At 69.7% G+C, this 22,793-nt stretch carries 18 protein-coding genes; 2 read left to right on the forward strand and 16 right to left on the reverse strand.

Annotated elements, in window-relative coordinates:
• Positions 1 to 62: 62 nt before the first annotated feature.
• The 11 genes from J2X58_RS03725 to J2X58_RS03775 all read right to left on the reverse strand — a co-directional run bounded on the left by J2X58_RS03725 (position 63) and on the right by J2X58_RS03775 (position 13,743).
• The gene (locus J2X58_RS03725; protein ID WP_310046477.1) at positions 63 to 911 is read right to left on the reverse strand and encodes an energy transducer TonB; all 849 of its coding nucleotides are present in this window, start codon (positions 909 to 911) and stop codon (positions 63 to 65) included.
• 56 nt (positions 912 to 967) lie between these two features.
• A complete protein-coding gene (gene pdeM / locus J2X58_RS03730) occupies positions 968 to 1,612 on the reverse strand; it encodes a ligase-associated DNA damage response endonuclease PdeM (protein ID WP_310046478.1) in 645 nt (214 codons plus the stop codon).
• Positions 1,609 to 4,035, reverse strand: a complete 2,427-nt coding sequence (locus tag J2X58_RS03735; RefSeq protein WP_310046479.1) for a ligase-associated DNA damage response DEXH box helicase — start codon at positions 4,033 to 4,035, stop codon at positions 1,609 to 1,611. The genes pdeM and J2X58_RS03735 overlap by 4 nt, the downstream gene beginning before the upstream one ends.
• A complete protein-coding gene (locus J2X58_RS03740; RefSeq protein WP_310046480.1) occupies positions 4,007 to 5,602 on the reverse strand; it encodes an ATP-dependent DNA ligase in 1,596 nt (531 codons plus the stop codon). Before J2X58_RS03740 ends, J2X58_RS03735 begins: the two co-directional genes overlap by 29 nt.
• The gene (locus J2X58_RS03745) at positions 5,602 to 6,624 is read right to left on the reverse strand and encodes a ligase-associated DNA damage response exonuclease (protein WP_310046482.1); all 1,023 of its coding nucleotides are present in this window, start codon (positions 6,622 to 6,624) and stop codon (positions 5,602 to 5,604) included. The genes J2X58_RS03740 and J2X58_RS03745 overlap by 1 nt, the downstream gene beginning before the upstream one ends.
• A gap of 51 nt (positions 6,625 to 6,675) precedes the next feature.
• Positions 6,676 to 8,439: an ABC transporter transmembrane domain-containing protein gene (locus J2X58_RS03750; RefSeq protein WP_090053847.1), complete on the reverse strand. Its 1,764-nt coding sequence runs from the start codon at positions 8,437 to 8,439 to the stop codon at positions 6,676 to 6,678.
• A gap of 73 nt (positions 8,440 to 8,512) precedes the next feature.
• Complete coding sequence (locus J2X58_RS03755; protein ID WP_310046484.1) at positions 8,513 to 9,088, reverse strand: YigZ family protein; 576 nt, start codon at positions 9,086 to 9,088, stop codon at positions 8,513 to 8,515.
• Between the two features lie 20 nt (positions 9,089 to 9,108).
• Positions 9,109 to 9,861 (reverse strand): hypothetical protein, encoded by a 753-nt coding sequence (locus J2X58_RS03760; RefSeq protein WP_139206053.1) that lies wholly within the window; start codon positions 9,859 to 9,861, stop codon positions 9,109 to 9,111.
• Complete coding sequence (locus J2X58_RS03765) at positions 9,858 to 10,418, reverse strand: RNA polymerase sigma factor (protein ID WP_090053839.1); 561 nt, start codon at positions 10,416 to 10,418, stop codon at positions 9,858 to 9,860. Before J2X58_RS03765 ends, J2X58_RS03760 begins: the two co-directional genes overlap by 4 nt.
• An 11-nt stretch (positions 10,419 to 10,429) precedes the next feature.
• Positions 10,430 to 12,178, reverse strand: a complete 1,749-nt coding sequence (locus J2X58_RS03770; RefSeq protein WP_310046485.1) for a VWA domain-containing protein — start codon at positions 12,176 to 12,178, stop codon at positions 10,430 to 10,432.
• Positions 12,179 to 12,234: 56 nt separating this feature from the next.
• Positions 12,235 to 13,743 (reverse strand): GGDEF domain-containing protein, encoded by a 1,509-nt coding sequence (locus J2X58_RS03775; protein WP_310046487.1) that lies wholly within the window; start codon positions 13,741 to 13,743, stop codon positions 12,235 to 12,237.
• Between the two features lie 287 nt (positions 13,744 to 14,030).
• Here J2X58_RS03775 and J2X58_RS03780 point away from each other — a divergent pair, with 287 nt between their 5' ends.
• Both J2X58_RS03780 and egtB read left to right on the forward strand, forming a co-directional pair.
• A complete protein-coding gene (locus J2X58_RS03780; RefSeq protein ID WP_310046488.1) occupies positions 14,031 to 14,408 on the forward strand; it encodes a DUF427 domain-containing protein in 378 nt (125 codons plus the stop codon).
• Between the two features lie 26 nt (positions 14,409 to 14,434).
• Entirely contained in the window at positions 14,435 to 16,609 is a 2,175-nt protein-coding gene (gene egtB, locus J2X58_RS03785; protein WP_310046489.1) for an ergothioneine biosynthesis protein EgtB, read from the forward strand.
• A gap of 62 nt (positions 16,610 to 16,671) precedes the next feature.
• Here the strand turns inward: egtB and pgaD are convergent, their stop codons facing one another.
• From pgaD to J2X58_RS03810, 5 genes are all read right to left on the reverse strand, one after another.
• A complete protein-coding gene (pgaD, locus tag J2X58_RS03790) occupies positions 16,672 to 17,115 on the reverse strand; it encodes a poly-beta-1,6-N-acetyl-D-glucosamine biosynthesis protein PgaD (protein WP_175472786.1) in 444 nt (147 codons plus the stop codon).
• Entirely contained in the window at positions 17,112 to 18,362 is a 1,251-nt protein-coding gene (gene pgaC / locus J2X58_RS03795; RefSeq protein WP_090053829.1) for a poly-beta-1,6-N-acetyl-D-glucosamine synthase, read from the reverse strand. Before pgaC ends, pgaD begins: the two co-directional genes overlap by 4 nt.
• The gene (gene pgaB / locus J2X58_RS03800) at positions 18,359 to 20,239 is read right to left on the reverse strand and encodes a poly-beta-1,6-N-acetyl-D-glucosamine N-deacetylase PgaB (protein ID WP_310046490.1); all 1,881 of its coding nucleotides are present in this window, start codon (positions 20,237 to 20,239) and stop codon (positions 18,359 to 18,361) included. Before pgaB ends, pgaC begins: the two co-directional genes overlap by 4 nt.
• Positions 20,240 to 20,244: 5 nt before the next feature.
• Complete coding sequence (gene pgaA / locus J2X58_RS03805; RefSeq protein WP_310046491.1) at positions 20,245 to 22,305, reverse strand: poly-beta-1,6 N-acetyl-D-glucosamine export porin PgaA; 2,061 nt, start codon at positions 22,303 to 22,305, stop codon at positions 20,245 to 20,247.
• A gap of 183 nt (positions 22,306 to 22,488) precedes the next feature.
• Positions 22,489 to 22,680: a hypothetical protein gene (locus J2X58_RS03810; protein ID WP_090177173.1), complete on the reverse strand. Its 192-nt coding sequence runs from the start codon at positions 22,678 to 22,680 to the stop codon at positions 22,489 to 22,491.
• Positions 22,681 to 22,793 lie beyond the last annotated feature (113 nt).

A 22,793-nucleotide genomic window follows, 5' to 3' on the forward strand; every position in this document is an offset into this window, starting at 1 on the left:
GGCGCGATGGGTGCTTGCCGCAAGCACCCATCGCGCCCAGGTGCGCTCCAACAACGGTCGCGTCAGGAGCGGTCGAGCGGCGTGGTCAGCTTCAGCCCGGTGTTGACCAGGAAGAGCGAGCCGTCCGGCACCGCGTCGCTCGCGGCGGGGGATGCCTCGGCCCAGGGTGCTTGCTCCTTCGGGCCAGGTACATAGGCCTGCCAGGTGCCGTATCGATCGGAATTCGCCGGGTCGCGGTTGATGCGGAAGGTCACCGGCACACGGACGATGTAGAACGGATCGTTCGCATGCGGCCCCTTCGTCGGCGGCTGGAAGGTCCACGTCTTCGCGGCCTGCACGGCCGGATTGGCGAGCGCCTTGCGCCAGACGCGCAGCTCCGAATCCGATCCGACCACGCCCATGTTCACCTGCTCGGCGAAGGCATCGGTGACCTTGCCGTCATGGTCGACGCGCAGCAGGAGGTATACCGTGCCTTGCACGCGTGCCGCGGCGGCGGCCGAGGGGTACGACGGCGGATGCCGGTCGAGGTAGGTGATCTCCTCGCCGCCCTTGCCGTCGTCGCCGAAGCTGGCGCCCACGATGTGCGCGGTGAATTCCTTCTTCGTCGGATCGTCGCGACGCGCCACGATGCGCAGTGCCATGTGCGCCTTCGCGCTCACGGCCTGCCCGTCGCGCAGCACGGGCTCGAAGCGCCATGCCGTCGTGGCCGACCGGACGAGTTCCACGATCTCGGGCGGGATCTTGTCCTGCTTGTCGAGTTCGTAACCGGTGACGTTCCCGTCGGGTGCCACCACGATCGAGCCCGTGACAAGCATGCTCGCCTCGATCCTCTGCCTCACCGCGAGCGGGCCGGCGGCGAACGCCGCACTGGCCATCGCGGCCGCGAATACCCCCACCAACAGACGCTTCATGCGATCCCTCCTTGTCGTGGGCGCGATTATGCCAGCCTCCGACGAAGGCAACAGGCTCAGCGCATCGGGACGAGCCCTGCCGGCGTCGCGGCGACGATGCGGCGGCCGGGCTCGACGCGCACGTCGTGCAGTCCCGTCAGCGTGCCGAAGGCGGGCAGCATGCCGACGTCGCGGTCGAAGACGAAGGCGGGCAGGCGATGCTTGCGCCAGCCGTCGCGGACGGCCACCCCGGGATGGACGTGGCCGGCGAGCGTGTAGCCGCCGTCGTGCCGTTCGGGATGGTGCGCGAGGACGAACGGGGCGACGTCGAGGTGTCCCGGGCGCACGTCGATGCCGAGGGATGCCACGTCGAAGTGACGATCGTGGTTGCCGGCGATCAGCAGCATGTCGGTGGCACGGTGACGGCGGCGCCAGGCCCGCACGTCGTCGACCCACGCGCTGCGTTCGGTCGCGTTGCCGTGGACAAGGTCGCCGAGTACCGCGAGCGTCGCGGGAGCGAATGTTTCGATCAGCCCGTCGAGGCGCGCGAGATCGTCCTCGGTATCGCCGCTGGGCACCGCGATGCCCGCGCGGCGGAACACCGCGCCCTTGCCGAAATGGACGTCCGCCACCATCAGCATGCGACGGGCGGGCCAGTAGAGCGCCCGGTGCGCATGCAGCGTCAGCCGCTCGCCGGCGACCTCGATGTCGTGCGTCATCATGCGTCCGCCCCTGCTTCCAGCGAGGCGAGCATCCGCTCGACGCGCGTCTTCCAGTCGTCCGCCGCGATGCCGCCGCGCAGGCGTTCCACCCATAGCGGAAACGCGAGGGGACTCAGCCGCTTCGTCTCGTGCCAGACGAGCCGCGAGCGGGCGACGCGGAGCAGGCAGGCGCGGAGGCGCGAGTAGTCGAGCTGCTGGTCGAGCACCTCGCGCTCGGCCTGCCAGAGCAACGGATGGGCGGGGTCGTGGCGGCGCAACACGTCGAACAGCAACCCGCTCGACGCCTGCAACTGGCGTAGCGTCTTGCCCTGCGCCGGATAGCCGTTGAACACGAGACCGGCCACGCGGGCGATCTCGCGGAACTGGCGCCGGGCGAGCTCGGAAAGATTGATGCTGGCGCGGATGTCGGTACGCAGGCCCCACGGATGCAGCAGCCGGCGCATCGTCTCCGCGTCGAGGGCCGGCATGCGCGCGGCGGTGATCGTCAGGCCGTAGTCGTTGACGGCGTAGCCGTAATCGCCCGGACGCATCTGCGCGAGGCGATAGGCGAGCACGGCCGCGAGTCCCTCGTGCGCCAGGCGTCCCGCGAACGGAAACACGAACAGGTAATCGCCTTCGCGGGTGCGCGTCGCCTCGCACAGCGTTTCGTCGATGGCCGGGATCGACGACTGGTTGTCCTGGACGGCGAGCAGCGGACGCAGCGCGCGCATCTCCGCCGTCCCGCCGCTGCCGCCGGCGAGGGTGAGGCGAAGCTCGTCGGAGAGTTCACCGGAGAGCGGCATGCGTCCCCCCATCCAGCGCGGCACGCCACCGCGGCGATGCGTCGACGCTCGCACGTACGCCGTCATGTCGCGGACGCGGACCAGTTCCAGATGCCGTCCGGCGAACAGGAACTTGTCGCCCGGCCGCAGGCGGGACACGAAGCTCTCCTCCACGCTGCCTAGGCGCGCGCCCTTCATGTAGCGCACCTGCAGCGTGCCGTCCGAGGTGATCGTGCCGATCGACAGGCGATGCATGCGCGCGATGCGTCCGCTGTCGACGTGATAGCGGCCGTCGGTCTGCACCAGTTTCTGGTATTCCGGATAGCTGGCGAGTGCGGAGCCGCCCGTCTGCAGGTAGGCGAGCACGGCGTCGAACTGTTCGCGCGGCAGGTTGGCATAGGCGAGCGACGACGTGATTTCGGCGTACGCGGCGTCGGCGTCGAACCCGCCGCCGAGCGCCATCGTCAGCAGGTGCTGGGCGAGGACGTCGAGGCAGCCACGCATCGGCCGCCGCGGTTCGAGGTGACCGGTCTCGAGCGCATGCCGCGCGGCAGCTATCTCGGCCAGTTCGAGCAGATGGGTGGGCACGCAGAGGATGCGCGACGGCATGCCGGGCTGGTGGCCGCTACGGCCCGCGCGCTGAAGGAGGCGGGCGACGCTCTTCGGACTGCCGATCTGCACGACGCGTTCCACGCTCGCGAAGTCCACGCCGAGATCGAGGCTCGACGTGGCGACGACGCAGCGTAGTGCGCCGACGCGCAGCGCTTCCTCCGTCGCGAAGCGCAGCTTCGGATCGATGGAACCATGATGCAGGGCGAGCGTCTCCGGCGCCTCCGGCCAGACCGACGACAACGCCTCGTGCCAGAGTTCCGCCTGCGAGCGGGTATTCGCGAACACCAGGCTCGTGCGCGCGCCGAGCACGGCATCGAGCACCCGTGGCAGTTGCGACAGGCCCAGGTGTCCCGCCCAGGGGAAGCGCTCGCCGGCCTCCGGCAGGGCGGTTTCGATGATCGTCTTCTTCTTCGTGGCGGCACCGATGAGCACGCCGTCGCCCGCCAGCGCGTGCAGCGCCTCGTCGAGATTGCCGAGCGTGGCGGACAGGCCCCAGGTGCGTAGTTCGGGGAGCCAGTGGCGAAGACGCGCGAGGCCGAGCTGGAGGAGGGTGCCGCGCTTGTTGCCGATGAGCTCGTGCCATTCGTCGACGACGATCCCGCGCAGGCGCGCGAAGCGCTCGCGGGCGTCCGGATAGCTGAGCAGCAGCGCGAGGCTTTCCGGTGTGGTGACGAGCAGTTCGCACGCGCCGCGGCGCAGCTTCGCGCGCTCCGCGCTGCCACTGTCGCCGGTACGCCGCAGCACGCGCCACGGCAACTCCATCGCCTCCACCGCGGCGGCGAGGTGTTGCGCGGTATCGGTGGCCAGCGAGCGCAACGGCGTGATCCACAGCAGCTGCAGCCCCGCCTGCGGGCTGAGCACGGCGTCGATCAACGGCCCGCCCGCCGCCGCGAGCGTCTTTCCGGTGCCGGTCGGCGCATGGATGAGCCCGTTCCGGCCGTCCCGCCACGCGCGCCACGCCGCGCGCTGGAACGGCGCGGGACGTCGCTCCTGCGTCGCGAACCACGCGACGAGGCGCGCCTCAGCCCGACGCCAGGCGGCGGAGGTCATCGAGCTTGTCGGCATCGCGGATCGCGAGGTCGGTGCGCCAGCGGAGGATGCGCGGGAATCGCACGGCCACGCCGGCCTTGTGACGGCCGGAGGCCTGGATGGCTTCGAACGCGAGTTCGAATACGTGGGTCGCCTCGACCGAGCGCACGGGACCGAAGCGGTCGATCGTGTGGGCACGGATCCAGCGGTCGAGACGGCCGATCTCGGCATCGTCCAGGCCCGAATAGGCCTTGGCGACGGGAACCAGCGCGTCGCCGTCCCACACGCCGAAGGTGTAATCGGTGAAGAGTCCCGAACGCCGGCCGTGGCCGGGCTGCGCGTAGAGCAGCACTGCGTCGATCGTGTACGGGTCGACCTTCCACTTCCACCAGTCGCCGCGCTTGCGACCGACGCGGTAAGGGGAGTCGAGGCGCTTGAGCATCAGGCCCTCGGTGCGGCGCTCCCGCGATTCGGCGCGAACGGCGGCCAGCGCCTCCCAGTCCGGCGCGTCGACCGCGGGGGAAAGCATCAGCGTCGGGCCGCGGTCCTCGATCAGCGCGGCGAGCAACGCCCGGCGCTCGGCGAGGGGGCGCTCGCGCAGATCGTCGCCGCCGAGCTCGAGCAGGTCGTAGGCCATGAGGCGCACGGGGGTGTCGGCCAGGAGCTTCGCGCCGGGCTTGAGCTTGCCGATGCGTTTCTGCAGGGCGGCGAAAGGCAATGGATGCGCCTCGTCGAGCGTCCAGGCGAGGATCTCGCCGTCGAGCACGCATCCCACGGGGAGATCGGCCGCCGCGAGTTCGATCTCCGGGAAACGGCCATCGAGTCGTTCTTCGCCGCGCGACCAGATGAGGGCATGATCGTCCCGGCGCATCAGCTGCGCGCGGATGCCATCCCACTTCCATTCCGCGAGCCAGTCGCCGACCTCGCCGAGCGACGCGACGTCCTGTTCCAGCGGCGACGCGAGGAAGAACGGGTAGGGGCGTTCGCCGGCATGTTCGTCCGCGCGCTCGGGACCGGCCAGCGCGACGAAGGCTTCCGCGCCCGGCTTCCACGTGCCGCTGAGCCGGTGGGCGATCAGATCCGTCGGCAGGTCGGCCCATTGCGCGAGCGCCTGCACGACGAGGCGATGCGACACGCCGACACGCAACGAACCGGTGAGCAGCTTGTTGACGAGGAAGACCTGCTCGCGCGGCAGGCCGCGCCACCATTCGCGCAACAGCTCGATGCGTTCGGGCGATTCCAGGCGCCCGAGGGACGGCAGGCGCGCCTCCATCCACACATGGAGCGGCGTGTCTTCGTGCGCCTGCTCGTCGCGGGGAAGCATGAGCGCGATCGTCTCGGCGAGGTCGCCCACGTGCTGGTAGCAGTCGTCGATCAGCCAGTCGGCGTAGCCGGTCTCGCGAGCGAGGGCCGTGCGCAGTTCGGTGGACGACGCGGTGCGTTTCAGCTTGCCGCCGCCGAGTACGTACACCGCCCACGCCGCGTCCTGCGCGGGCGCCTCGGCGAAATACGCCGCCATGGCGTCACGCTTGGCCGACGTCGACGACGTGCGGTCGAGGATCTCGAACAACGCGGCGAAGCGGCGCATCAGTCGCCTTCCTCTCTGCTGCGCAGATCGGGCATCGTGCCGCCGAGCGAACGCAGCGGAAACGCCTCATGGCCGGTATCGCGCAGATGGCGGATGAGCGCCTCGCCGTCGCCGTGCGTGACGTAGATGCGCTTCGCGCCGCAATCGTCGACGCTGCGCAGCAGGCCTGGCCAGTCAGCGTGGTCGGAGACCACGAAGCCGCGGTCGTACCCGCGCCGCCGCCGCGCGCCGCGCACCTGCATCCATCCCGACGCGAAACCGGTGGAGGCCTTGCCGAAGCGTCGCATCCAGGTCGAACCCGCGGCCGACGGTGGCGCCATGATGAGCTCGCCCGCGAAATCCTTGCCGCGCGCCGATTCGCTCACGGGAACCGTCGGCAGCATGCGCACGCCGGCCTCGCGATAGGCTTCGACGAGCCGCAGCATCGCCCCGTGCAGGTGGACCGTGCGGTCGGTGCGCGCCGCCATCTCGGCCAGCACGCGTTGCGCCTTGCCGAGCGCGTAGCAGAACAGCACCGCGGCCACGCCGCGCTCGCGGCACTCGTCGAGCCAGCCGAGGATGTCGCTGACGACGTCGTGCATGGGTGGCCAGCGATAGATGGGCAGGCCGAACGTCGATTCGGTGACGAAGATGTCGCACGGCACCGGCTCGAACGGCTCGCAGGTCGGATCCGGATCGCGCTTGTAGTCGCCGGAGACCACGGCGACCTTGCCGCGGCCTTCGATGCGCACCTGCGCCGCGCCGAGGATGTGTCCGGACGGATGCAGCGAGATCGTCGTGTCGCCCAGGGTGAAACGTTCGGACCAGTCGTGTTCGTGGATGACCGAGCCGGCGCCGAGGCGTTCGCGCATCAGCGCGCCACCGGCGCGCGCGACGTGGTAGAGCGCGCTGCCGGATCGCGCGTGATCGCCGTGCGCATGCGTGACGACCGCACGCGCCACGGGTTGCATGGGATCGATGAAGAAGTCGCCCGCGGGGCAGTACAGCCCTTCGGAACGGGGTAGCAGCAGGTCGCTGTCCATGCCCGCGAAGGTAGGGGCGGGATCGTCAACGGGGCGAAAAGATGCCCCGCCTCAGGCCACGAACTGCAGCCGCGCGAGCTCCGCGTACAGGCCGCCTTCGGCCAGGAGGCTTTCGTGCGTGCCTTGCGCCACGATCCGGCCGTGCTCCATGACCACGATGCGATCGGCGCGCTGGACGGTGGCCAGGCGATGGGCGATCACGAGCGTCGTGCGCCCTTTCTCCAGCCGTTCCAGCGCGTGCTGGATCGCGGCTTCGGACTGGGCGTCCAGTGCCGAGGTGGCTTCGTCGAGCAGGAGCAGGGGAGCGTCGCGCAGGATGGCCCGCGCGATGGCGATGCGCTGCTTCTGGCCGCCGGACAGCCGCACGCCACGCTCGCCGAGCGCGGCCTCGTAGCCTTCGGGCAGCGCGGCGATGAAGCCGTCGGCCTCCGCGAGCCGGGCGGCTTCGCGTACCTCGTCGTCCGTGGCGTCGGCGCGGCCGAAGCGGATGTTGTCGGCCGCCGTGCCGCCGAAGATCACGGTTTCCTGCGGCACGAGCGCGATCGCGCCACGCAGTTCGGGCAGGGCGAGCGCGCGAAGGTCCACGCCGTCGAACCGGATCGCCCCGGAACGCGGATCGTGGAAACGCAGCAACAGGCTGAACACGGTGCTCTTGCCCGCGCCCGACGGACCGACCAGCGCGACGGTTTCCCCCGGCGCGATGTCGAGATCGAAGTCGACGAGCGCGGGAACGTCGGGACGCGACGGGTAGCGGAATTCCACATGATCGAAACGCAGGGCGCCCGTGACCGGACGCGGGAGCGGTTCCGGCGCCTCGGGCGTGCGGATCGCCGGCTGCTCGGCGAACAGCTCACCGATGCGCTCCATCGCGCCGGCGGCGCGCAACACGTCGCCCCAGACCTCGGACAGGCCGGCCACCGAGCCCGCCGCGAAGATCGCGTAGAGCACGAACTGGCTCAGCACGCCGGGCGCGAGATCGCCCGCGATAACGTCGCGCGCACCGGCCCAGAGCACGAGCGTGATGGCGCCGAAGATCAGGACGATGACCGCGGCGGTCAGCAGCGAACGCATGCCGATGCGACGGCGCGCGGTGGCGAGCGCGAGGGCGATGGCGCCGGCGTACCGACGGCTTTCGATCGGCTCGCGCGCATACGCCTTGACCGCCTGCGCGGCGTTGAGCGTTTCGTTGGCGACGGCGGCGGCATCGGCGATGCGGTCCTGGCTGTGCCGCGAGAGCTTCTGCACGCGGCGGCCGAAGACAAGGATCGGCAGCATCACGGCGGGGATCACGAGCGCGGTCAGACCGGCGAGGCGCGGGCTCGTCCAGGCCATCGCGACGGCGGCGCCGATCAGCATGACCGCGCTGCGCAGCGCGACGGAAATGCCGGAGCCGACGAGGGTCTGCACCACTTCCGTATCGGTGCCGAGTCGCGAGGTCAGCTCGCCGACACGCGTGCTTTCGTAGAACCCCACGTCGAGGTCGATCACGTGCGAATACAGCGCCGTGCGCAGCGACGCGAGCGAACGTTCGCCAAGCAGGGCGATGCAGTAATAGCGGGCGGCGGTCGCGAGCGCGAGGACGACCGCGACGCCGAACAACCCGAGGAACGTGCCGTTGATCGTCGCCAGATCCGAGGCGAGGAAGCCATGGTCGATGATGTGCCGCACGGCCACCGGCAGCAGCAGCGAGGCGCCCGAGGAGAGGCCGAGGAAGACGAGCCAGCCGATCGCCAGGCCCTTGTGCGGCTTGAGGAAGGGCCAGAGGTTGCGGAGCGCCCCGATCCTGCGTGAAGTCTCCCTGCGCTCTTGCGTCATGCCTGCCTTGCCCTTGTGCGGATTTCTGCACGGATGGGGTCCGCGAGGTCGTTATTCAACACGAGCCCCGAGTTCAGGCATCGAGGCGGCGGGGAACGACGCGACCCCGCGTCAGGTCGCGAACCCGGTCGGCGATCGCGTCGAGCCGATCGTGCGGGGCCCGCGCGATCAGCGTGACGCCGTCGGCATGGAAGGTCTCCTCCTCGATCGTCGCCTCCATCTCCCGCAGGCGCGCGGCGATCTGCGCCAGTTCGCCGAAGTCGCAGCGCAGCGACAGGCGGCCCGTCGCGACGATCGGGACGCGGGGTGCGAGTCGCAGGCACTCGGCGGCGGAACCACCGTACGCGCGCGCGAGGCCGCCCGCGCCGAGTTTGATGCCGCCGTACCAGCGTGTGACCACCACCGCGACGCGGTCGCACCCCTGACCGTCGATCGCCTGCAGGATCGGCCGGCCCGCGGTGCCGCCTGGCTCGCCGTCGTCGTTGAAGCGATAGGCGTCGCCGATGCGGTACGCCCAGCAGTTATGCGTCGCCGCCGGATCGCCCGCCGCCGCGAACCATTCGAGCGCTTCGGCCGGCGTCGCGACGGGCGACGCCTGGGCGACGAAGCGGCTCTTCCGGATGTCCTCCTCGTGACGCCATGCGGCCACGAGCGTTTCCAGTGGCCGACTCAAGGCGTCAGGTCGCGCAGGTCCTGGGGCAGCTCGTAGCGCGGGTAGCGCTCGCGCAGTTCGCGAAGCCGCCGCAGGGCCTCGTCGCGCTGCCCTCGGCCCAGCAGTCGACGGATCTCGCCGACGCGATCGTCCGGGCCGAGTGCCGGATTCGCCGCGAAGCCCTGTGCCGCGGCGGGGGCGGGCGCGCGTATCGCCTGCACACGAAGCCGGGGCGGTTCGTCGGCGATGTCCGCGGGTGGCGACGGCGGAGGCGGCGGAGCGGGTGGCGCCGGGGCGACCGGCGGTGCCGGAGGCGCCATGGGTGCGGCCGGCACGGGCGCGGCCATCGGCGCCGCCGACATGTGCTTCATGGGCCGTCGCGCCGTCGCGTCGGCAGCCTTGCTTCGTGCGGCCGGCGACGATGCCGGTGTCGCGGCGGGTGCCTCGGCGTTCGCTGGGCTGGCCGCTTCCGGCACGGCGATCGGCACCTGCTCGCGCACGATGGCGGCCGGTGCCGACGAGGCCGCCGGCGGGTGCGCGTCGCGCAGTTGCCAGGCGAGGCCCGCCGCCAGCACGAGCACCGCCGCCGAGCCGAGGGCGACGGGCCAACGCGAACGCAGGCGAGGCGTCGGGTAGCTCGTCGCGGCGTGGCGGACCCGCGCGTCGAGCGCGGCGTCCGGCTCCGCCTTCGGCAGGCGCGCGTACATCGCCGCGAGCTCGCGCTCGTCGGGCAGGTCGTCGTCGTTCGGCGGAGGCGTGTTCGGGTTCATGGCTGTGCCGTCATCTGTTCACGGACCCGGGCCATCGCATAGCGCAGGCGCGATTTCGCCGTTTCCTTACCCACGCCCGTGATGCTGGCGATGTCCTCGATGGACAGTTCGTTCTCCATGCGCAGGACGAAGGTCGTGCGCTGATCGTCGGGCAGGCTTTCGATCGCCTGCTGCATGCGCCGCCGTAGCTCGAAGTCGGAAAGGGCGTGCTCGGGCTGCTCCCGTTCGGGCGCGGCTTGCGCGGCGAAGACCACTTCGGCCTCCTCGGCGCCCGCCTGCGGGCGCCGCTTCCGGAAGGTGTCGATCGCGAGGTTGTGGGCGATCTGCAGGAGCCACGTGGTGAACCTCGCCTCGGGCCGGTAGCGCGCGCGTGCCGCCACCACGCGACTCCAGGTTTCCTGGAACAGCTCGTCCGCCGTGCCGCGGTCCTTCACCGTGCGCAGCAGGAAACGGTAGAGCGGCCCCTTGTGACGCGCATAGAGCTCGTCGAAGGCGGCCGCGCTCCCGCTCGCCCAGGCGAGCATCAGTACGCCATCGTCGGCCGAACGTGCATCCATGGCGCGGAAGGTTACGGCATCGCCCCCGCCATTTCGACCAGGTGCACGAATTGCGCGCGATAGCCGTGCTCGTCCGTGCCGCGTGCGCCGCGTGCCAGATCGGCGACGTTGTCGTAGCCGAAGCCGTCGCTGTACTTGCCACCGCGCAGGTGGTCCGCGAAGGCCGCCACCGCCGCGGCGAAGCGCAGGCGTTCGCTCGGCGCGGCCGCCGCGTCGGCGGACAGCGGCCGTTCGATCAGGCGGCTCGGGCCGCCGTCGGGCGACTTGTAGCGCAGTCGCAGGAAGCCCAGTTCGCCCGACGGCCGCGACGCTTCGACGGCGCGCGGCGCATCCGCGGCGTAACGCAGCGGATCGACGTGCGCTCCCTTGGACCCCCGCAGCGTGATTTCGTAGAGCGCCGTGACGTTGGCGCCCGCGCCGATGTCGCCGGCGTCCACGGCGTCGTTGTTGAAGTCCTCGCGCGCGAGCGCGCGCTTTTCGTAGCCGATGAGGCGGTACTCGGTCACGACCGCCGGATTGAACTCCACCTGCACCTTCACGTCCTTCGCGATGGTCATCAATGTCGCGGACATCTCGTCGACGAGCACGCGGCGGCCTTCCTCGAGGCTGTCGATGTAGTGGTGACTGCCGTTGCCGGCGTCGGCGAGCGTGACCGCCATCGCGTCGTTGTAGTTGCCCTCGCCGAAGCCGAGCGTGGTCAGGGCGACCCCGCCGCGGCGCTTCTGCGCGATACGATCTTTCAGCGCCTCGATGCCCGTCGTGCCGACGTTGAAGTCGCCGTCGGTGGCGAGGATGACGCGGTTCACGCCGTGCGGTATGAACCCTTTCGCCGCCTGCGCGTAGGCGAGGTCGATGCCCGCCGCGCCGTTGGTCGAGCCGCCGGCGCCGAGCGCGTCGATCGCCGCGAGGATCGTCGCATGACGATCGCCGGGCGTGGACGGCAGGGCGACGCAGGTCGCGCCGGCGTACGTGACCAGCGAGATCCGGTCCCGTGCGCGCAGCTTCGGCACGATCTGTTTCAGCGACGCCTTGAGCAACGGCAGCTTGTCGGGCGAATCCATCGAGCCGGAGACGTCGACGAGGAAGACGAGGTTGCTCGCCGGGATATCCGCCGCGGGCACGTCGTAGCCCTGCACGCCCACCAGCAGCAACTGGCGTTCCGCGTTCCACGGGGCCGGGGCGAGGTCGGTCGTCACCGAGAATGGCTGCTCGCGCGACGCGGGCTTCCCGTACCCGTAGTCGAAGTAGTTGATGAACTCCTCGCTACGCACCGCATCCGCGGGCGGCAGTCGCCCTTCGGAGAGCATGTGCCGCACGTTGGTGTACGAGCCCGTGTCCACGTCGAGGCCGAAGGTCGAGACCGGATCGGTGGCCGCGAGGTGCACGGCGTTCTGCTCGCGATGCGTGTAGTTGTCGCGGTCCACCGGGGCGTAGGGCGCGGGCAGCGACATTTTCCCGCGCGTTGCCACGGGAGGCGAGGCCATGTCGCGAGACGCTGGCGCCGCCAGGGCCGCGACCATCGGAGCCTGCTCGACGATCGCCGCCGGCGGCGAGGGTGGCGGTGGCGGCGCGGCCAATGCGCGTATCGGCAGTGGATGCGGATGCGGGTAACGGCCGTCGGGCATGCAATCGACCGCCGCATCGGGTTCTCGCGGCGCGACGGCGCGTTGCGACGCGGTGGCGGGATCGGGCGCGGTCATGCCGGCGGCGGCGACCAGGCCGGCGAAGAGCAAGGGGAGGGTGACGCGGAGCGTGTTCATCGTGCATGACCTCGTGGGGGACATGACGGTGAAACGGAGCAGGGGACGAAACGGGGTTAACTCATGCGCCGGGTGTCGGCGCGGGCGGCGCCAAGCCGCGGGCCGTCGGGTGCGCCGACCCGGTTCCGACCCGACTGCTTGGCCCGGTACAGGGCCCGGTCCGCGGCATTGAGCAGGTCCAGGGGGCCGCCGTCGGAGCTTGGATGCGCCAGGCCGACCCCGATGCTGATCGTCAGGCGCTGGAATGGGCTCGCCGGGTGCGCGATCTGCAACGACTCGACGTGCGCGCGCAGCGACTCGGCCAGCGCGAGCGCCTCCCCGGGACGCGTCCCGGGCGCCACGACGGCGAACTCCTCGCCGCCGAAACGCGCGATGAAATCGCCGGCGCGCGTGCCATGCGCCAGCATGCCCGCGGCAAGGGCGCGCAGGCATTCGTCGCCGGCGAGGTGGCCGAAGCGGTCGTTGTATTCCTTGAAGAAGTCGACGTCGATCATGAGCAGCGCGATCGGCTCCTGCTGGCCCTGGCGGTGCCATTCGCGCAAGAGGCGCTCGTCGAGCGCCCGACGGTTGGCGAGCCCGGTGAGGCTGTCGACGAAGACGAGGCCCTGCAACTCGTCGCGACTGCGCGAAAGGCGGAATTCCTCCTCGACGAGGTCGACCTGGGCGAGCGTGCCGCGCAGGCCGATCCCGATCACCGCGGCGATCGCGCCGACGATGCCCAGCGTGGGATAGCCGGGGATCACCATCAGGCCGAAGCCGAGCACGCTCATGGCGAGGAACGTGGGGCTGGCGCTCTGCACGAAGCGCACGAGGTAGACGGGCGGGTGCCAGTGGCGTTGCGGCTGGCGCGTGACCGCGGCGATGAACAGCGCGAGGAAGGGCAGGTCGAGCAGGGCGTCGAAGGGCGATGTGCCGAACTCCGGATGACCGGCCAGCGCGACGTGGTGGTTGTAGACGTAACCGCAGATCGCATACGTCACGAAGAACGCCGTGACGCCGCGGAAGAAGAAGTGATCGTCCTTGCGATCGGTGGCGACGTATCGCAGCAGCGCCGCCATGGCGAGGCACGCGTTCTCGAAATCGAGCATGTAGGCGACGTCGGTCGCCTGTTGCGTGCCCATGGCCCCCTGCACGGAGACGATGGAGAACGTGCGCACGTAGAACAGCACGCCCAGGAGCGTCGCCAGGACGAGGTCGATCGACATCGCCCAGCGCTTTCGCGCGGCCACCGGCGCGGACGAAACGGAAACCAGCACCGGCAGCACGTACAGGATGTAGAAGAACATGCTGTCGCCGGGCGCGGGATTCGAGTTGTCCAGCACGTAGTTCTGTCGCGCCGACAACGCCATGCCGGTCATCCACAGCGCGAGGCTGGCCAGCAGCAGCCACCAGCGCCTGTCCCGTGGGGTGCCGGAGCGCGTCCAGGCGTACACGACGCTGCCCATCGCGAGGGCGGCGACGCCGAAGAAGAAGACATACGAAATCGCCATGCCGGGGAGGGGCACGGTGAGCAACGCCAACGCATGAGCCGCGACGAGAGCGACCGCGGCGACCCGGGCTTTCATGGCGAGCCTCCCGCCACCTGCAACCTGGTAGTCATATCGGCCGGCTCGTCGGGATGTTTAGGCACGCGGGCTCATCCGCCTCCCCCCGGAGGACGCAGCGCCATGGTAAAGGCGCGGGGTGGCCATGTGTGAAGAAGTCCGGCAAGCATGCCGCGGAAACGGCGAAAACCGTACAAGATCGCGATTCATGCGAATCGGTAATCTCACCTGTTCCGGGCAGTCGACTTGGATTCGCCGCCCATGGGTCGCAGGATGGGGAGACCCCCCTGAGGAAAGAGGAACGCGCCATGCCCGAACGTCCCCGCAGGATTCCCGGTCCCGATCATCCCATCACCGTCGAACCGGCCGGTGGCCGTGTCGTCGTCCGCTACGGTGACGAGGTGATCGTCGACTCCCGCGCCGCCCTCGTGTTGCAGGAGGCGAGCTATCGCCCCGTCTTCTACCTGCCGCGCGACGACGCGCGAATGGAGGCGCTGCGCCGCAGCGATACCCACACCTATTGCCCGTACAAGGGCGAGGCGTCGTATTTCAGCCTCCCGGGCGACGCGCCCGGCGCCACCGACGCCATCTGGACCTACGAGGCCCCCTACGACGCCGTGGCGCCGATCCGGGACCACCTCGCCTTCTACGCGGACCGCGTCAGCATCGAGCACACGCCGGACTGATGCCTCGCCGCACCACGGAGTTCCCCATGCACGCCATGTTCGACACCCCCGCGCCGCCCGGCGCCGCCGCCGCGCGGCCAGGACCCGCCGCCGCCTCGAGGGCCGACCGCTTCGACGCGGTCAGGGCCCGCACGCTCGCCCTCGTCGCCTCGCTGGGGGCGGAAGACATGGTGGTGCAGTCGATGCCCGATGCCAGTCCGGCGAAGTGGCACCTGGCGCACACGACGTGGTTCTTCGAAACCTTCCTGCTCGGTCCGAACCTTCCGGGTTACGGCGTCTTCGATCCGGACTTCGGCTACCTCTTCAACTCGTACTACGACGCGGTGGGCCCCCGCCACCCGCGGCCCATGCGCGGGCTGCTCACGCGTCCGGCGACGGAGCACGTGCTGGCGTATCGCGAGCATGTCGACGCCCACATGCGCGTGCTTCTGGCACAGGGCTTGTCCGCGGACCTCGCGGCGCTCTTCGAGCTGGGCCTCGCTCATGAGGAGCAGCATCAGGAGCTCCTGGTGATGGACGTGCAGCACCTGTTCGCGCAATCGCCACTGAAACCGGCGTTCGATCCGGCGTGGCCGGGGCTTCCCTCCGAGGGCGTCGCGGGGTTCCGCCCGGTCGGTGGAGGGCCGGTGCCGATCGGCGTGAAGAACGGGGCCTTCGCCTTCGACAACGAAGGTCCCGCGCATACGGTCTGGCTCGAGCCCTTCGAGATCGCCGATCGCCTCGTGACGAACGGTCAGTGGCTGGCCTTCATGGCGCAGGGCGGCTACCGGCGTCCGGAACTGTGGCTGTCCGATGGCTGGGCGCAATGCCAGGAGGAAGGCTGGGACGCGCCGCTCTACTGGCAGCACGACGGCACCGCCTGGTCGCACATGACCCCCGGCGGCTGGCGTCCGGTGGATCCGGATGCCCCCGTCATCCACATCAGCTATTACGAGGCCGACGCGTTCGCCCGCTGGGCCGCCGCGCGGCTGCCGACCGAAGCCGAATGGGAGCACGCCGTCCGCACGCGCGACGACCTGCGCCAGATCGACGACGTGGCCTGGCAGTGGACCGCGAGCGCGTACGCGCCGTACCCCGGCTTCAAACCTGCGGACGACGCCGTGGGCGAGTACAACGGCAAGTTCATGAGCGGCCAGATGGTGCTGCGGGGCGGCGGCTGCGTGACGCCGGCCGGCCACGCGCGTCCGACATACCGGAACTTCTACCGTCCGGCGCAGCGATGGATGTTCTCCGGCGTGCGGCTCGCACGCGACGGCGGCACCGCGCCGGACGGCGATCGCCTGGCCTTCCTGCGCGACACGCTCGCCGGTCTGTCCTCGGCGCCGAAGACGTTCTCGCCGAAATACTTCTACGACGCTACGGGCTCCGAACTCTTCGAAGCGATCTGTCGGACCGCCGAGTACTACCCGACGCGCACCGAGACCGCGCTCCTGCGCGACATCGCACCGGCGCTCGCGGCGTCGATCCCCGAAGACGCCGTATTGCTGGAACTGGGCAGCGGCGCGAGCGACAAGACGCGCATGCTGCTGGACGCCGCGCCCTGGATATCCGCTTACGTGCCGGTGGACATCAGCCCCGACGCGCTCGATGGCGCGGCGAAGCGTCTTCGCGCCGCGTATCCGTCGCTGACCGTGCATCCGCTGGTCGCCGATTTCACCCGCGACATCGAGGTTCCCAAGGCGTTCGCCGGCCGGCCCGTGGTCGCGTTCTTCCCGGGCTCGACGATCGGCAACTTCACGCACGACGAGGCGGCCGATCTGCTGCGCTCGGTGCGCGCACGGCTCGGTGAGGGGGCGCGGTTCATCGTCGGCGCGGACCAGGTCAAGGACATCGACGTGCTGCTGGCGGCGTACGACGATGCCGAAGGCGTCACCGCGGCGTTCAATCGCAACGTCCTCGTGCGGGTGAACCGCGAGCTTGGCGGCGACTTCGACGTCGACGCGTTCGAGCACCGTGCGCTGTGGAACGCGGAACGCGAACGCATCGAGATGCATCTCGTCAGCCGCGTCGACCAGCATGTGACGATCGCCGGGCGAACGTTCCCTCTCGCGGCGGGCGAATCCATCCACACCGAGAACTCGCACAAGTTCACGCCCGCCTCGTTCGCGCGGCTCGCGGCCCGTGGCGGGTGGCGCGTCGAGCGCGAGTGGATCTCGGCGGATCCGGCGTTCGGGGTCTATCTGCTGGAAGCGATCGACTGACTCGATGCCTTGTGGGAGCGGCCAGGGCCGCTCCCACAAGGCACGCGGCCAGCCCGTCTGGATCAGCGCACGTCGTCGACCGAGAGGAAACCGGCGTCGGAAACGCTGATCACCGCGCGGCGGTGATGCAGGAGGCGGGTGGCGTCTTCCGTCGTCGCTCCGATGGCGGCGGCGGTTTCCACCACGCCGACCGGCTTGTTGCCGCGGCGCTTCTGCTTGCCCGAGAACCGCGCCCGGTTGTAGTTCGACCAGCCGGTGAACACGACGGCACAGACGATCGCCACGATGAGGATGACGTTGATGTCGCCCCCGTCGCTGATCGGTGAGAGCACGTGCAGCTGCACGTAGGCGTTGCGCAGGCCGAAGGCCCAGGCGCCCAGCGTCACCAGCGGCAGCCAGAGGAACGCCCAGAAGAGCCACGCGACCACGGTGATGGCGGCGAAGACGGCTTTCTGCGCCTTCGACTGGCGCTCGGGCCGCTGGATGAGGATGGCTTCGGCTTTCATCGCAGGCCCCGGTCCGGGCTGACCCATACCGCACGCGTTCCCTTGCGCTTCATCAGCGCCTTGGGCATCGCGACGATCGAGGTCGCCGTGTTGAGTACCCAGTAGACCAGCGGGTACCAGATCATCCAGTAGTAGTTGCGCCCGATGCGCGTTTCGTAGCGGCGATCGACGAGCAGGCTGATGAGGAACTGCAGCAGGCAGATCGCGCCGAGCACCACGCCGTGCCACTGGGGAAGCAGCGTGTCGATGTACAGCGACGGCGGCAGGGGCATGAGCCGGCCCAGCACCCAGAGCGTCACGATGATCGCCATCGTGTACGACCACAGCAGGCTCATCACGTACTCGAACGCCACGGGCCACATGCGCCGCTGGCGCCACTTGAAGAGCTTCGTCGTGTAGCGCAACAGCACCTCCGAGCCACCCTGGGCCCAGCGAAGGCGCTGTTTCCACAGGCCACGGAGCGTCTCGGGCATCAGGATCCAGCACAGCGCGTTGGGCTCGTAGCGGATCTCCCAGTGGCGCATCTGCAGTCGCCAGCTCACGTCGATGTCTTCCGTGACCATGTCGGTATTCCAGTAGCCGACATCGTGCAACGCGCTCTTGCGGAAGCAGGCGATCACGCCCGAGACCGTGAAGATGCGGCCGTAGACGCGCTGCGCGCGCTTGATCAGGCCGATGATCGACGAGAACTCGCCGACCTGGAGCTTGCCCAGGAGCGTCGACCGGTTGCGGATGCGCGGGTTGCCCGTCACCGCGGCGACGCGCGGGCTCTCGAGCATGTGCATCATCATCCAGTGCGTGGCGTAGTCGTCGAGCAACGCGTCGCCGTCCACGCACACCAGGAAGTCGGCACGCGAGGCCAGCGCGGCGGCGCGCAGTCCCATGGCCTTGCCCTGGTTGCTGGACATGTGGATCACGCGCAGTGCCGGGTACTGCTCCATCAGCTGGTCGAGCTGTGCGCCCGTGTCGTCGGTGGAACCATCGTTGATCGCGATGATCTCGAAGTTCGGATACTGCTGCGAGGCGAGGTGCGCGATCGTCTCGCGCACCTGCTCGCCCTCGTTGTGGCAGGGCACGACGAGGCTGACCATCGGGTATTCGCCGAGCATCCGCGGACGCACGCGCGAGGGTTCCCGGCGCTCCCAGCGGATGAAGTAGATGACGCCGCCGCTCATCCAGATCAGCGACATCACCAGCGGGTAATAGAACGCGAACTCGAGCAACGCGTGGACAAGGCCGCCGTTCATCGCGCGGGCTCCGGGTAGGGATAGTCGGACGCCGAAATGGTCGGGCGTATGGCTTCGAGGCCAGGGTGGTCGCGAATGAAGTCGTCGGGGTAGTAGCCGATGTGGCGAGCCCCCTTCGCCTGAACGGCGCGCATGCGCTCGGCGAGCGTCGCGTCGGGGATCGGTTGCTTCGTGCGCCAGTCCTGCGTGGCGAATTCGAAGAGCGTGTGCTCCAGCGCGTCGGGCGTCGTGGCCACGGCGTCGACGAGCTTCCGATACCAGGCGAGCGTGTCGGCCTGCTTGTCCAGCTGCGGCATCGCCATCACCGCGGTCATGTCGTACGCCTTGTTGAACGCCGGCAGGCTCTGCGCGAACCAGGCCTCCGCCTTCGGCTGCACGATCGGACGGGTGAACATGTTGCGGGCGGTCAGCAACTGCGGACGCCACCGCTTCATCCGCGTGGCGAGTTCGAGCGTGAAGTCGATCAGCGCCTGCGTGTTCTGGGCGGGCGTGTTCTTCGCCCACGGGCCGAGGCGGTCCGTGTCGCGGATGTACGCGTCGTCGGAGAAGAGGACGCCGGCTTCGTCGGCATGCATGGCGAGGTCTTCGTAGACGTCGCCGATCATCGCGCGGACCTTCGGATCGTAAGGCGCGAGGCGGAAGTGGTCGCCGCCGGCCTTCGGCTCGCCGCCGAGCGACGGCAGGTCCCGGCCTTGCGGAAAGCGGAAGGCGAGCACCGGCATCCAGGCGTACACGCGTACGCCCGCACGGGTGCGCAGCTGCCACGAGACGCGCGAGAAGAGATCGGCCCGCACCGGCAGGTGGCGGTTCGGGAAGTACACGGCATCGGCCACGCCGTCGCCGTCCGGATCCGAGTACGCCTGCAGCCAGACCTGGCTGGGGTGGAGGCGCTTGATGCGGTCGAGCAGCTTGGACAGGTTGCGGTCCTGCTGCGCCGGGTCCGGGTCGTATACGTAGTCGAGGTCGATCTGGACCGCGCGCACCGGATCGATACGCGTGGAATGGCGCATCAGCCAGCCGAGGCGGTTCGCGGTGACGTTGTCGCTGACCAGGATGCGCGGGATCGTCTTGCCGGGAACGAGCGTGGGCAGTCTGTCGCCGAGGCTGAAGGTCACCGGCATGCCCACGTCGCGCGCGACATCGCGGCCGATTTGCGTGTACGCGCCGTACGGCCAGGCGACGGCGCGCGGCCGCACGCCCGTGTGCTTCTCGATTTCATCGGCGCTGCGGGAAAGATCGGCGCGGATGCGTGCCTTGTACTCGTCGACCGTCTCGTAACGCTGTTTCGTGGCGTCGTAGGCGAGCGCGGCGGCCGTCGGCAGAAGGTTGCCCTGCGGGTTCGCGTTCATGCCCTGGTGCATCTGCCACGAGTGCGAGGCGAACTCCACCAGCCCCGACTTCTGCATTTCCTCGACCTGTTCCCAGCTGAGGAAGCACGAGCGGTCGCAGTCGGCACCGTTGTACGGCATGCGCTGGCCGGCGGGCATGTCCATCCACGATCCGACCAGCGCCTGCACGGCGGGATAGTGGTAGGCGCGCAGCAGGGGATAGACGCGGGTGTAGAAGCTGACGAGGCCGTCGTCGAAGGTGAGCAGCACGGCGTCGCGCGGCAGCGGCGCGCCGCCGTTGGTCGCGTCGACGACCTGCTGGAGGCTGACGACGTTGTAACCGTTCGCCTTGAGCCAGTCGAAATGCGCGATGAGATGGTCGGTGCTCAGGGCATCCGGATCGCGATCGATGCCGGTACGCACGTCGTCGCGGACGTCGTGGTAGCCGAGCACGATCAGGGCCGGGCGCGCCGGCGCCTCCGGCGACGACTGCGCGAACGCGGGAAGCGCGAGCCCGAGGAGGGCAAGCAGGATCAACAGCGGGCGCATCGTACTCATTCTCCCCAGTGCAGCGTCAGGTCGAGGACGACACGGTGTTCGCGCCTGCCATCGTAAGGTTGGTTGTGCCAGCCCAGGCCCCAGCCGAGGCGGAAGCCGGGCGCGGTCTGGATGGTCTGGCCGTAGCGCACGGTCGCCATCCAGTCGGTGGCGAAGCCTTTCTCGGCGTACTGGCCGACGGCGACGTCGACGCGCTGGGTCACGTTGCGCTCGTAGAACTGGCCGAGCAGGTTCTCGAGGCGGCCGGTCAGCGCGTAGCTGTAGTCGCGGCGTGGATTGAAGTACGGGCGATCGGTGCGCGTGTTCATCGAGCCGCCCAGTTCCACGCCGCCGTCGATCGTGAGGTTGGGCACGGTATGCAGCCGCTGGATCACGTTGGCGAGCCAGCCGGTGCGCGTGTTGCCGTCGTTGAAGCGATCGCGCGACAGGCCGACGCGGGCCTGGGTCAGCTCGCTCGCGCGCCACGTCACCGCCGTGTCGAGCGTCTTCGCCGAGATGCCGTAGTACTGCGCGCGCAGCGGGGTGTCTTCGCCCGCCGTGCTGAAGTCGGCGGCCCAGGCCCAGTGATCGGTGATGGACCAGTCGAAGCCGGCTTCGAGCGCGGTCTTGCCGACGTAGCGGTCGGTGGCGGGCAGAGCCTGCACGTACGCTTCGAGTCCACGCGCGTAGCCACGGACGCCGAGGCCCACGCGACTGCGGCGGACGTCGCCTTCGGGAAGGTCGGCGGTCGAATAGCGACCGAGCGCGAGCACGCGCCAGTGATCGTCGATCAGCGGGCTGGCGATGGTGGCCTGCGTGGTGCCGTCGCGGTCGCCGAAATCCGGACTCGAGCCCTTGCCCTGCTCGGTGGCGAGGTCGAACTGCCAGCCGCGCTCGCGGTCCCACGCCTTCACGGCTCGGTCGACGCGGCCGTTGCGGTCGCCAAGGGTCTGCGCCATGGCGAGGTTCTCGTCGACGCCTTCGTAGTCGTTGAGCACGCGCGCCGCATCGGCCTCGCCGATGTACGCGCCGAGGTCGCGGCGATCCAGCGTCGCCGCGATGTTGAAATCGTCCTGCGCGCGGCGGGGCCAGCCGCGGGCGAGTTCCACCATGCCCAGCTCGCGGCGGATCTGCGCGTTCGCCGGCGCTTCGCGACGCATCGGCTCGAGGCGGGCATAGGCCTCCGCCGGCATGTCCACGTACTCGCGCAGCGTCGCCGCGTTGAGGTCGGCGTCGACCTTGCGCGGGTTCTGCAGGGGTAGCCGGATACCCGGGATACGCCTCCAGGTCGGTTCCCGGGCGGCCAGCTCGTCGATCGTCTGGATCGCCTTCCGTGTCTGGCCGGACTCGAGGTACGCGTACATGAGGCCGATGCGCGGCTCGCTCTCGGTCACGTCGTAGGGGCCCGGGTCCTTCGCGATGCTGTCTTCGTACAGGCGAGCGGCCTCGGCCGGGCGACGCCTGACCAGCAGCGCGTCGGCGACCGCGCGCTCGACGTACGGCGGAAGGGCGACGCCCTTCGCCTTCAGGGCATCGTAACGGGCGACGGCCTCCTCGGCCCTGCCGGCGCGGTCGAGCGCCACGAGCAGGTCGAATTCGGCGCGCTGCCGCAGGTCGGCCGGTAGCAGCGGATCGTCGACCAGCTGGCGCGCGTCGGCGACGGCGCGGTCCGCTTCCGCGTAAGGGTGCTTCGGATCGGCGGGTTCTCCCTCCGCCCAGCGGATCTCCTGGGCGACATGGTCGGCATCCAGGTGGAAGCGTTCCGCGACGCCAGGTGCCGGCCGGAGCGCGGAGGCCAGTTCCCCGGCGCGCGTCGAAGCGCCCAATTCCGTCAATAAAGTGACGTTGAGCGCCTGTGCCTCCGTATCGTCCGGCCAGCGGTCGAGCAGGGCCTGGCAATGGGCAAGGGCGTCGACGCGCCGCCCCGCATCGCGCTCCTGCCGGATCTGCGCCATCAGGGCGTCGCGGCCGACCGGAGCATCGACGGCGTGGGCCAGCGGACCCTGCAGGGCCAGCAGCAGGGCAAGGCAGAGCTTCCCTCGGGGCGCGCGCGCGGCGCGCGGCGGTATCAACGACATCAGTCCCATCCTGCCAACTTCACCCTTGGCGGCTACCGGACGCGCACGACCGGCAGCGGCATTGAAAAGTCAGGCCGTCTTCATCTCGAAGTCTCGGCCAAGCCTGATATTGTCGCCGCAAACACCATGCCAAGGCGACATGACAGGCCATCGGCCATGGGGCCTAGGCCGGATGATATAGCGTCAGCCGCCCACGGACGCCTGCAGGGCGGCGGCGAGGCCGGCGTCGCCGTTGAGAATGTCCTTCCAGGCCAACGCCACGCCGTTCCGTTTTCCTTTCGGCACCAGCTTCAACCCCTCCGGATCGATGGATAGCGTGTACACCTCGCCGTCGACGACGAGTTCGCGCTTGAGGGGTTTGTCGAGTGGCGTCATGGCGGTACTCCGGTCGTTGGCAGCGGAGCCTGCCCCCGTCGGCGTCGTTCCTGTGTCGATAGGCCAGATTGGCCTTTATGGGTATAATGGCCTCAAGTCACGCGGAGGCCGCC

The sequence above is a fragment of the Luteibacter sp. 3190 genome (assembly GCF_031456385.1).
In the GTDB taxonomy this organism is placed as follows: domain Bacteria; phylum Pseudomonadota; class Gammaproteobacteria; order Xanthomonadales; family Rhodanobacteraceae; genus Luteibacter.

Excerpts from the sequence above, each read along its gene's own strand:
- J2X58_RS03725 (WP_310046477.1), bottom strand. The coding sequence starts at position 911 with ATGAAGCGTCTGTTGGTGGGGGTATTCGCGGCCGCGATGGCCAGTGCG.
- J2X58_RS03780 (WP_310046488.1), top strand. The coding sequence starts at position 14,031 with ATGCCCGAACGTCCCCGCAGGATTCCCGGTCCCGATCATCCCATCACC.
- J2X58_RS03810 (WP_090177173.1), bottom strand. The coding sequence starts at position 22,680 with ATGACGCCACTCGACAAACCCCTCAAGCGCGAACTCGTCGTCGACGGC.
- pgaC (WP_090053829.1), bottom strand. The coding sequence starts at position 18,362 with ATGAACGGCGGCCTTGTCCACGCGTTGCTCGAGTTCGCGTTCTATTAC.
- pgaB (WP_310046490.1), bottom strand. The coding sequence starts at position 20,239 with ATGCGCCCGCTGTTGATCCTGCTTGCCCTCCTCGGGCTCGCGCTTCCC.
- J2X58_RS03750 (WP_090053847.1), bottom strand. The coding sequence starts at position 8,439 with ATGACGCAAGAGCGCAGGGAGACTTCACGCAGGATCGGGGCGCTCCGC.
- J2X58_RS03735 (WP_310046479.1), bottom strand. The coding sequence starts at position 4,035 with ATGACCTCCGCCGCCTGGCGTCGGGCTGAGGCGCGCCTCGTCGCGTGG.
- pgaD (WP_175472786.1), bottom strand. The coding sequence starts at position 17,115 with ATGAAAGCCGAAGCCATCCTCATCCAGCGGCCCGAGCGCCAGTCGAAG.
- J2X58_RS03760 (WP_139206053.1), bottom strand. The coding sequence starts at position 9,861 with ATGAACCCGAACACGCCTCCGCCGAACGACGACGACCTGCCCGACGAG.
- pgaA (WP_310046491.1), bottom strand. The coding sequence starts at position 22,305 with ATGTCGTTGATACCGCCGCGCGCCGCGCGCGCGCCCCGAGGGAAGCTC.
- egtB (WP_310046489.1), top strand. The coding sequence starts at position 14,435 with ATGCACGCCATGTTCGACACCCCCGCGCCGCCCGGCGCCGCCGCCGCG.
- J2X58_RS03775 (WP_310046487.1), bottom strand. The coding sequence starts at position 13,743 with ATGAAAGCCCGGGTCGCCGCGGTCGCTCTCGTCGCGGCTCATGCGTTG.
- pdeM (WP_310046478.1), bottom strand. The coding sequence starts at position 1,612 with ATGATGACGCACGACATCGAGGTCGCCGGCGAGCGGCTGACGCTGCAT.
- J2X58_RS03770 (WP_310046485.1), bottom strand. The coding sequence starts at position 12,178 with ATGAACACGCTCCGCGTCACCCTCCCCTTGCTCTTCGCCGGCCTGGTC.
- J2X58_RS03740 (WP_310046480.1), bottom strand. The coding sequence starts at position 5,602 with ATGCGCCGCTTCGCCGCGTTGTTCGAGATCCTCGACCGCACGTCGTCG.
- J2X58_RS03745 (WP_310046482.1), bottom strand. The coding sequence starts at position 6,624 with ATGGACAGCGACCTGCTGCTACCCCGTTCCGAAGGGCTGTACTGCCCC.
- J2X58_RS03765 (WP_090053839.1), bottom strand. The coding sequence starts at position 10,418 with ATGGATGCACGTTCGGCCGACGATGGCGTACTGATGCTCGCCTGGGCG.